Source organism: Bacteroides fluxus YIT 12057, from assembly GCF_000195635.1.
GTDB classification, from domain to species: Bacteria; Bacteroidota; Bacteroidia; order Bacteroidales; family Bacteroidaceae; genus Bacteroides; species Bacteroides fluxus.
The window spans coordinates 44440-55388 of record NZ_GL882693.1; the positions used below are offsets into that span (position 1 = coordinate 44440).

Sequence of the window (10949 nt, forward strand, 5' to 3'; positions counted from 1 at the left end):
AAGTAGTTTATATTAACTTTAAAAACAATGATAGTCTTATGGAAAATAAGGAACTGATTAGACAGGTGACTGAGAAAGCCGAAAAATGGCTTACCCCGGCATACGATGCAGAAACTCAGGCTGAAGTGAAACGCATGTTGGAAAACCCAGATAAAACCGAATTGATAGACAGCTTCTACAAGGATCTGGAATTCGGGACGGGCGGTCTGCGCGGCATCATGGGTGCCGGTACAAACCGCATGAACATCTATACCGTAGGTGCCGCCACACAAGGTCTGTCCAATTATCTGAATAAATGCTTTGCAGGCAAAGGCCCGATTTCTGTGGTAGTGGGTTACGACTGCCGTAACAATAGTGACAAGTTTGCCAAGATTTCTGCCGACATCTTCTCCGCAAACGGTATCAAAGTTTATCTTTTCGATGACCTTCGTCCTACACCGGAAGTCTCATTCGCCATTCGCCACTTTGGCTGCCAAAGCGGTATCAACATCACTGCAAGCCATAATCCGAGAGAATACAACGGATACAAGGCATATTGGGATGACGGTGCCCAGGTACTTGCCCCGCACGACACCGGCATTATTGACGAAGTGAACAAGGTGACTGTAGCCGACATCAAATTCAACGGAAACAAGGAGCTGATTCAGATTATCGGCAAGGACGTCGATCAAGTTTATCTGGATAAGGTACATTCTATCTCTATTGATCCGGAAGTAATCAAGCGTCAGAAGAACCTTAATATTGTTTATACTCCGCTTCATGGTGCAGGACGTGTGCTCATTCCCGATTCACTGAAAGAGTGGGGATTTGAGAATGTGAACTGTGTGCCCGAACAGATGGTGAAGGATGGCAATTTCCCGACTGTGGTATCTCCGAACCCCGAAAATGCCGAAGCTCTTTCCATGGCTATTGCCCTGGCCAAGAAGATTGATGCCGATATTGTGATGGCAAGTGATCCGGATGCCGACCGTGTAGGCATGGCTTGCAAAGACGACAAGGGAGAATGGGTACTTATCAACGGTAACCAGACTTGCCTGATTTTCTTGTATTACATCATCAAGAACCGTATTGCGATGGGCAAGATGCAGCCGAATGACTTTATCGTGAAGACCATCGTGACCACTGAACTTATCAAGGCTGTGGCGGACAAGAACAAGATTGAAATGCGTGACTGCTATACCGGTTTCAAATGGATTGCCCGTGAAATCCGTCTGAGCGAAGGCAAGCAGCAGTACATCGGCGGTGGCGAAGAAAGCTACGGCTTCCTGGCAGAAGATTTCGTCCGCGATAAAGATGCCGTTTCTGCATGTTCCTTACTGGCAGAAATCTGTGCGTGGGCAAAAGATCAGGGCAAGACGCTCTATGACGTGCTGATGGATATCTATGTGGAATATGGTTTCTCTAAGGAAACCACTGTGAATGTCGTGAAACCGGGCAAGAGTGGCGCCGAGGAAATCAAGGCCATGATGGATAATTTCCGTGCCAATCCTCCAAAGGAAATCGGCGGTTCGGCGGTTTCTCTGATCAAGGACTATAAGACTTTGAAGCAGACTGATGCCGCAGGTAAGGTGGTTGGACTGGACATGCCGGAATCATCCAATGTTCTTCAATATTTCACGGAAGACGGTACGAAGATTTCTGTTCGTCCTTCGGGTACGGAACCGAAAATCAAGTTCTATATCGAGGTGAAAGGTGAGATGGGATGTCCCAAATGTTACGTCAGTGCCAATGCGGAAGCTGAAAAGAAAGTGGAAGCAGTGCGCAAGTCACTTGGGATTTAAGGATTGTACGTTCTGGCAGAAAGAACGGTTTCCATAAATAAAAATGAAAGGGTACAACCGGAATGCGGTCTGTACCCTTTTTCTTTTGCCTGTAAATGTGGAAGTTCCGGAAGAGTTAAGCTTCTTTTGCTTTCTTTAAGCCGGTATTCGTAATCATTATCCGTCGGATGCTGTTTCTATATGCGACAGAAGTCAATGAGTTGACAGGTTGTACTACAGATTGCGGTCGCACGCCGATTGGTTGATGTGAATGAGAGTCGTTTCATTCGTAGTTGTTCGTTTGTGAGTGCGTGCCTTCCGCAATCTGTTTTTATTTCCTTTCCCTTTTTAATACTTCTTTTCCCATTTTTCATTCCTTATCCTTCCTTCTTTTCATTTTTCTCCAGCCACCAGTCTATCAATTTCCGTGCAATGCTTAGCTTGCGCGGTATTTCCGGCAGATTTTCCTTGGAGAAGAATGCGGCTGCGCTGAGTTCATCTTCCTGCAGTTTTATTTCCCCACTTTCGTAGTCGGCAATGAAGCCCACCATCAACCCGCTGGGGTAGGGCCAGGGCTGGTTACTGAAGTATCGGATATTTTTCACTTTCAGTCCGGTTTCTTCCATGACTTCCCGTTCCACGCATTCTTCCAGTGTTTCGCCGGCCTCCAGGAAGCCCGCTACCAGTCCGTAGAACGTCCCCCGGAAATTACGGGCATGTACCAGCAAGATTTCTTTGCCTTTTTGTATCAATACGATGATGGCGGTGGAAACGGGCGGATACATTTCGTTGCCGCAGTTGGGGCATTTCTTCATGATAGGGGTTTGCTGTTCCATGGGCGTACCGCATACGGGACAGAAGCGGCTGTGCTCGTCCCAGTAGAGTATCTGGTATGCCTTTCCGGCGGACCGGTATTCGTCTGCAGAAATGTAGTCGTATGAAGCCCGCAAGCCTATCATCACCCATTCTTCGGTTTCTGCGACGGGCTGTCCCGCAGCAAATGCACGCACCTGCTTGCCGTTGGGCGGGAATACGTCGTGTATATTGCATCCGCTTTCCGGTGTCAAGGGTGGATTTATGCTGACGGGTACGCTGTATTTTATCTCTCCTTTTTCCGTATATCCTTTCTTCAATAGCAGTTGGTCCTTGAAGAAGACGAACCACTGCGTGGAGGGTTTGATTTCTGTTGAATCTTCCATTGCTTGTTTTCTATTATTTTTTTTTGAGGGGGGGATGAACACGGGAACACAGAGGCACAGAGACTCTTTTCAAAGAGATAAAGCATTCATTTCTGTGTCTTTGTGTTGTCTCTGTGTTCGCCCCCTAAATTTCGTTTGCTGTGTCTTTTTCTTGTCGCACATAGACCGTTGACCTTCCCATCCCGCGGCGGCGCAGGAACCCTTGCAGGATGAATTTGTTCAGTTCGTCTATGGCGGCATGCCTGGTCAGCCCGCTCAATTGGATGTATTCGTTTTTGTTGATGCATACATTCTGCTTGAGGAACAATTCCAATTCGGCTTTTCTTGTTTCTTCGGTGGTCTCTACTGCCTTTTTCGATTTCTTGGTAGTGGAGTGTACACGTTCCAACGTCATTTTCTTCTTGATGTTATTGCGGAACGTGCTGCTGATGCGCAGGTGCACGTTTTGGAACTGGACGGATTCGGAGCGGATTTTCTTTTTCTCGTCGTCGGTCTCGCGCAAGCATTTCAGTGAAGTGCTGAAGAATCCGAGTTCTCCCAGCTCCACGATGTTTCCGTTGGCCAGCAGGTCGCAAAGTTCGTCGATGCAGGCATCCAGTGCTGCCCCTATCACATTCTTGGGCAGATGTTGGAATGTAGAGACATGTTCCACAAACTCCTTTTGGGTATAAGTCCTTTTCGGGCAGATACGTGCATGGAGTGATTTCTTGTCTTCTTTCCCGTCGGGCGAAGGCGTTTCGTAAAGGTCGTAATATGCGCTCATAAGATAGTTGTTTTTGTTTATAGCGATAAACAGTTCTCGTCGCTTCGGGGAATTATTTTTGTCGCTAAGCAGATTAATTTTCTTCTTCCTAAAAACTAATCGTCCGACAACTGTTGCATTATCGTCCGACAGTTGTTTAATTATCGTCCGACAGCTGTCGGACGAAACAGAAATGGGTATGGGACGATTAATTCTTAGTGAACAAAGGTATAAAATATTGCGATACGAAGGGTAGTGTTTGGGGAGGAAAGTTTTAGTTTGCAGGAAGTTTCTGCTTTCTTTTGGCGTATAAAATATATATGGAGAGACAAAAATCCCCCGTTAAGGACGAGGGAACCTAATGTTTTCACAACGGAATAATCCTTATTGTGACTTGCTTCATTTTAGTATGGCAAATGTATAAAATAAATATGGAAATACAATGCTTATATAAATAAAAAAAATACCTTTGAAGAAAATATTCAAAATATGATACTATGAAAACGATACTTGGATTGGATCTGGGAACCAATAGTGTAGGATGGGCTGTAATAAACTCTGTAATTAAAGAGCAGGCCGAAAGAATTTGGATAGAAATGGCCGGAAGCAGGATTATTCCGATGGATGCTGCTGTATTGGGAGATTTCGACAAAGGAAATTCTATATCGCAGACATCTGAAAGGACACGGCTCAGAGGGGTTCGCCGGTTGCGCGAACGTCAATTGTTACGTCGTGAACGATTACATAAAGTGTTGAATATTTTAGGTTTTTTGCCCAATCATTACTTAGAATATATTGATTTTGAGAAGCATCCCGGAAAATTCTTATCCGATGCCGAGCCTAAATTACCGTGGGTAAAAGATGAGCAAGGGAAATATACGTTTTTATTTCAAGCTGCATTTGATGAAATGTTGGCGGATTTTGCAATACATCAGCCTTCATTGGTTTCTGGTGATAAAAAGATACCTTACGATTGGACAATTTATTATCTTCGCAAGAAAGCTTTGACAGAAATGATTAGTAAGGAAGAATTGGCTTGGATTCTTTTGAACTTTAATCAGAAACGCGGTTATTATCAACTTAGAGGAGAAGAGGAGGAAGACAATGCCGGGAAATCAGTTGAATTTTATGCGTTGAAAGTGCTGACAGTGGAAGCGACTGATGAAAAGAAAGGCCGGGACGTATGGTATAATGTACATTTGGAAAACGGTTGGATATATCGTAGAAGCAGCAGTGTGCCTTTGGATTGGGAAGGTCAGATAAAAGAGTTTATTGTAACTACTGACCTGAATCCGGATAGTACTCCGAAATTAGATAAATATGGAGAGGTAAAGCGTTCTTTCAGAGCTCCTAAGGAGGATGACTGGATGTTGATAAAGAAAAGGACTGAAGCTGACATTGCCAATACTCATAAAACTGTTGGAGCCTATATTTATGATACTTTGTTGCAGAAACCGCAACAAAAAATAATAGGAAAACTGGTGAAGACGGTGGAGCGGAAACTTTATAGGGACGAACTGAGCTTGATATTGCAGAAACAGTGTGCCTTCCATGCTGAGTTGCAGGACAGAACTTTATATGCAAGGTGTGTTGAAGCGTTGTATCCGAACAATGAAGTGCAACGGAGGAATATAGCCAATCGGGATTTTGTTTATTTATTAATGGATGATGTCTTGTTTTATCAAAGGCCGTTAAAAACCAAAAAGTCGTTGATAGCCAATTGTCCTTACGAGGAGAATGAATATGTAGATCGGGAAACGGGCGAAATAAAAAAGGCTCCTTTAAAATGTATAGCCAAATCACACCCTCTTTTTCAAGAGTTCCGTTTGTGGAATTTCCTTTCTAATATTCGGATATACCAGAAAGAAAAAGAAATAAATGGAACTTTACATCTTGATGTGGATGTGACAGCAGAGTTCTTGAAAACAGAGGATGATTATGTGGCATTGTTTGATTGGCTGAATTCTCGGAAGGAAATAGAACAAAAGACCTTCCTAAAATACCCTAAATTTGGATTGAAAAAGGAAATCAGTAATTATCGGTGGAATTATGTAGAAGATAAACAGTATCCGTGCAATGAGACACGGCATGCTATTCTTTCCCGTTTGGAAAAAGCCAATGTCTGTATTGATTTCTTATCAAATGAGAAAGAGGTAGCTTTGTGGCATATTCTATATTCTGTAAGCGACAAGCAGGAAATAGAGAAAGCTTTACGAACTTTTGCGGCAAAGAATGGGTTGGATGAGTCTTTTGTGGAAGCGTTTAAGAAGTTCCCTCCATTCAAATCTGAATATGGGGCCTATTCTGCCAAGGCGATAAAAAAACTGTTGCCTTTGATGAGATGCGGAAAATATTGGGATGTATCTTCGATTGATGATACAACCAAAGAAAGAATCAAAAAGATTGTTGCAGGTGAGTATGATGAGAGAATAGCCGTCAAGGTTAGGGATAAGGTGATGAACTTATCGGATATTTCTTGTTTTAAGAGGCTTCCATTATGGCTGGCCTGTTACATTGTGTACAATCGTCATTCGGAGGATAAGGAAGCGGTCAAGTGGGAAAGTCCTGCGGATATTGATGCTTATTTGGCTTCTTTTAAGCAACATTCATTACGCAATCCTATTGTGGAACAAGTGATAACCGAAACATTGCGTGTTGTCCGGGATATTTGGAAGCAGGTGGGGAGAATTGATGAAATCCATATAGAGTTAGGACGTGAGATGAAAAATCCTGCGGATAAACGTAAAAGAATGACTGCGCAGATTTTGGAAAATGAGAATGCCAATCTGCGTATAAAGGCATTGCTTGCTGAATTTATGAATCCGGAATATGAGATAGAGAATGTTCGTCCTTATTCACCAAGCCAGCAAGAAATCTTGCGGATTTATGAAGATATGGTTTTACATGCCGAAGACCAATTGCCTGAAGAGATAGATGCAATATTGAAAAAGTTCAATAGCAGTAAAGTGCCGACCAAATCAGAGTTCCTGCGTTATAAATTATGGCTGGAGCAGAAATATCGTTCGCCTTATACCGGTGAGCTGATACCTTTGGGCAAGTTGTTTACTGCTGCTTATGAGATAGAGCATGTCATTCCTCAATCCCGCTATTTTGATGATTCATTTTCCAATAAGGTGATATGTGAGTCTGCTGTGAATAAGTTGAAAGACAATCAGCTGGGATATGAATTTATCAAGAACCATCATGGGCAGAAAGTTGAAGTGGGTTTTGGAAAATCGGTCGAAATCTTTTCTGTGGATAGTTACGAAAGATTTGTAAAAGAGCAATATGCCAAATCTGCCGTGAAAATGAAAAAAATGTTGATGGATGATATTCCCGAACAATTTATAGAACGGCAGTTGAATGATAGCCGGTACATCAGTAAGGTGATCAAGGGACTTTTGTCAAATATTGTTCGTGAAAAGAATGATAGCGGTGAATATGAACCGGAGGCTGTTTCCAAAAATATAGTAGTTTGCACAGGAAGCGTGACGGACAGGCTGAAAAGGGATTGGGGAATGAATGATGTCTGGAACAGTATTGTATATCCCCGTTTTGAACGTTTAAACTCCTTGACTGATACTCAGAGTTTTGGGCATTGGGAGAATAAAAGCGGGAAGAAAGTCTTTCAAACGGAGTTGCCTCTTGAATATCAGAAAGGATTCAGCAAGAAACGCATTGACCATCGGCATCACGCTATGGATGCAATAGTGATAGCTTGTGCTACGCGGAATCATGTGAACTACCTAAGCAATGAGTCTGCAAGCCGGAATGCGAAAATCTCTCGTTATGATTTGCAAAGATTGTTGTGTGACAAGAGTAGGACAGATGATAATGGCAATTATAAGTGGGTTATAAAGAAGCCGTGGGATACTTTTACGCAAGATGCGAGGGAGGTATTGAGCAAAATAGTGGTTAGCTTGAAGCAGAATTTGCGCATTATAAATAAGACAACTAACGTTTATCGGCATTTGGATGCAACTGGGAATCGTGTTTATGAGAAACAGAAAACCGGTGATAGTTGGGCTATCCGTAAACCGATGCATAAAGATACAGTCTTTGGAGCGGTGAACCTGAGAAAAGTAAAAGTTGTGCGATTATCGGTAGCCTTGGATGCTCCTACCATGATTGTTGATAAAAGAGTGAAGAACAAAGTGTTTGAACTGCTGTCTTATAAATATGATAAGAAGAGAATTGAAAAATATTTTAAAGAGAATGCTGTCTTGTGGAAAGAACTGGATTTGGCTAGAGTTGCAGTTTATTATTTTACAGAAGCTACGACAGAACCTTTGGTTGCAGTACGCAAACCTCTCGATTCAACTTTCAATGAGAAGAAAATAAAAGAATCGGTAACAGACACCGGCATACAGAAAATACTTCTAAATCATTTGTGTACAAAGGAAGGAAAGCCCGATTTAGCATTTTCTGCGGAAGGCATAGAGGAAATGAACCGTAATCTTTTGCAGCTGAATAATGGTAAAAGGCATCAGCCGATATATAAGGTAAGGGTATATGAACCACGTGGAAATAAATTTAGTGTCGGTGTACTTGGTAATAAAGGAACTAAATGGGTGGAAGCTGCCAAAGGAACCAATTTGTTTTTCGCTATTTATATAACGGAGGATGGAAAAAGAACGTATGAGACTATTCCTTTAAATATGGTTATAGAACGTGAGAAACAAGGACTTGCTCCTGTTCCGGATAAAAATGAAAAGGGAGATAAACTGTTGTTTTGGCTGTCTCCTAATGATTTGGTATATCTGCCAACTGAAGAAGAACTGGAATTTGGTAGAATAAATGAGCCGATAGATAGGGGAAGGATTTATAAGATGGTTTCATCTTCTGGTAATCAATGCTTCTTTATACCTCAAAGTATATCAAATGCTATTATTCCCACTAAAGAATTGGGGGCTAATAATAAAGCAGAAAGGTCATGGGATGGTGCAATGATAAAGAATATTTGTATTCCAGTAAAAGTTGATAGGTTAGGTCGTATTATAGAAGTTAAGTATAGAATAAATGAATAATATAAAGTTATTTCAAGAAAAAAAGATTCGTTCCGTGTGGAACGAGGAAGAATAGTAATGGTATTTCTCTGTTGTAGATGTAGTTTGTGTATTGACTGACAGTGTGAATCCTACAGACTATTTGAAGAAGATGCGAAAACGGGATGAAGAACTGGCTACTTATCTAGGGACAAATTGTCCCCAGATAGAAATGGTAACAGATACAGGAAAAAAAAGAAAAACTTTGGCGGCAAATGTACAGGCTTTATTTCGTATTATTCACCTCTCCTAAGGCTGAACCTTTCAAGCTTTGGCTGGCACAAGTGGGGTATGAGCGTGTACAGGAAATCCCCTCAGACTATAAAATGTATAAAGGACTGACAAAGAAAAGTCAAAATCTTCGTGACCACATGTCCGATTTGGAACTGATATTTACGATGCTTGGTGAGCGTGTTACTACCGAAATATCTCAGAAAGAGAAACCGGATACATTTACCAAAAATAAACAAGTGGCACAGCGTGGCGGAAACGTTGCTGGGGTGGCTCGTGAGCAAGCCGAAAAAGAGTTGGGTGGAAGTGTTGTTTCTCCTGAAAATTTTCTATCGGATTCCGATAAGCAGGATGATACTTTAGAACTTCCTTTCTTTGAAAATGATGAATGAATAATTGTAAAATCTATATGCTATGATTAAGAAAACACTTTATTTTGGAAATCCGGTTTATCTGTCTTTAAAAAATGGCCAGTTGGTAATTAGATTACCGGAAGTGGTTAAAAGCAGCACTTTGCCTGAAAGATTCAAGCAAATGTCTGAGATAACTAAACCAATAGAAGATATTGGAGTAGTGGTATTGGACAATAAGCAGATAACCATTACTTCGGGAGTGTTGGAGGCTTTGCTTGAAAATAATTGTGCAGTCATAACTTGCGATTCTAAAAGTATGCCGGTTGGCTTAATGCTTCCTTTATATGGAAATACTACACAGAACGAAAGGTTTCGTCATCAACTAGGTGCTTCTTTACCATTAATGAAGCAACTTTGGCAGCAAACAATAAAAGCCAAAATAGAAAATCAGGCAGTGGTACTGCGTGAGTGTGCTGGAGAAGAAATAAAGTGTATGAAGGTATGGGCTGCCGATGTGAAGAGTGGGGATCCGGATAACTTGGAGGCTCGTGCAGCTGCTTATTATTGGAAGAATTTGTTTAAGATAGAGGGTTTTACAAGAGATAGAGAAGGTATTCCTCCCAATAATCTGTTGAATTATGGGTATGCCATTTTGCGGGCAGTTGTTGCCCGTGGATTGGTTACAAGTGGACTTTTACCTACTTTAGGGATACATCACCATAATCGTTATAATGCTTATTGTCTGGCAGATGATATAATGGAACCTTATCGTCCGTATGTGGATAGGTTGGTATATGACATGTTCAAAGAAGAAGGATTGAATTGTAGTGAGTTGACGAAAGAACAGAAAGCGAGGTTATTGACAATTCCTATATTAGAAACTGTTATTTCAGGGAAGCGTAGTCCCTTGATGGTGGCTGTGGGACAGACTACAGCTTCTCTATATAAATGTTTCAGCGGTGAATTGCGCAAAATATTTTATCCGGAGATGTAATGGACCGGTTTAGTGAATATCGCATTATGTGGGTGCTAGTGTTGTTTGATTTGCCTACCGAAACAAAGAAGGATAAAAAGGCGTATGCGGACTTTAAAAAAAATCTGCAAAGGGATGGATTTACCATGTTCCAGTTCTCTATATATGTTCGTCATTGTGCAAGTAGTGAGAATGCAGAGGTACATATAAAAAGAGTTAAATCCTTCTTGCCGGAGCATGGAAATGTTGGAATTATGTGCATTACGGACAAGCAATTTGGAAATATAGAGCTTTTCTATGGCAAAAAGACAGTAGATGTGAACACTCCCGGACAACAATTGGAGCTGTTTTAAAAGAAAATCCCGCATGATAGCGGGATTTTTTCTTGGAAAACGGCATCCTTTTTTAGATTCTAATACTTAATATAAATATTTGCATATCAAATAATTATATATACTCTACTGTTTCCAATGGTTCAAAGATACTAAAATGAAAGCAAATCACAACGGCTTGACCCCTCCGATTTGCCATGTTGCGACTGTTTCCAATGGTTCAAAGATACTAAAATGAAAGCAAATCACAACTACGGGGCAAATTGCCCGCAAATAACGTTAACTGTTTCCAATGGTTCAAAGATACTAAAATG

7 protein-coding genes are annotated in these 10949 nt (G+C 41.4%); 5 read left to right on the plus strand and 2 right to left on the minus strand.

From position 1 onward, the window contains the following. Positions 1 to 38: 38 nt before the first annotated feature. Entirely contained in the window at positions 39 to 1781 is a 1743-nt protein-coding gene (locus HMPREF9446_RS16585) for a phospho-sugar mutase (RefSeq protein WP_039969877.1), read from the plus strand. 356 nt (positions 1782 to 2137) lie between these two features. Here the strand turns inward: HMPREF9446_RS16585 and nudC are convergent, their stop codons facing one another. Continuing rightward, a complete protein-coding gene (gene nudC / locus HMPREF9446_RS16590; protein WP_009126916.1) occupies positions 2138 to 2959 on the minus strand; it encodes an NAD(+) diphosphatase in 822 nt (273 codons plus the stop codon). A gap of 124 nt (positions 2960 to 3083) precedes the next feature. Then, positions 3084 to 3722 carry an HU family DNA-binding protein gene (locus HMPREF9446_RS16595; protein ID WP_009126917.1) on the minus strand — a complete coding sequence of 213 codons (639 nt, stop codon included), beginning with the start codon at positions 3720 to 3722 and terminating at the stop codon, positions 3084 to 3086. A 476-nt stretch (positions 3723 to 4198) separates the two neighbouring features. On the opposite strand from HMPREF9446_RS16595, the gene cas9 reads away from it, so the two are divergent. From cas9 to cas2, 4 genes are all read left to right on the plus strand, one after another. Next, positions 4199 to 8728 carry a type II CRISPR RNA-guided endonuclease Cas9 gene (gene cas9 / locus HMPREF9446_RS16600; RefSeq protein ID WP_009126918.1) on the plus strand — a complete coding sequence of 1510 codons (4530 nt, stop codon included), beginning with the start codon at positions 4199 to 4201 and terminating at the stop codon, positions 8726 to 8728. Positions 8729 to 8961: 233 nt separating this feature from the next. Next, a complete protein-coding gene (locus HMPREF9446_RS19240; RefSeq protein WP_009126920.1) occupies positions 8962 to 9369 on the plus strand; it encodes a hypothetical protein in 408 nt (135 codons plus the stop codon). 22 nt (positions 9370 to 9391) lie between these two features. Beyond that, complete coding sequence (cas1, locus tag HMPREF9446_RS16610) at positions 9392 to 10324, plus strand: type II CRISPR-associated endonuclease Cas1 (RefSeq protein WP_009126921.1); 933 nt, start codon at positions 9392 to 9394, stop codon at positions 10322 to 10324. Then, complete coding sequence (gene cas2 / locus HMPREF9446_RS16615; RefSeq protein ID WP_004292917.1) at positions 10324 to 10656, plus strand: CRISPR-associated endonuclease Cas2; 333 nt, start codon at positions 10324 to 10326, stop codon at positions 10654 to 10656. The genes cas1 and cas2 overlap by 1 nt, the downstream gene beginning before the upstream one ends. The last annotated feature ends 293 nt before the right edge of the window (positions 10657 to 10949 follow it).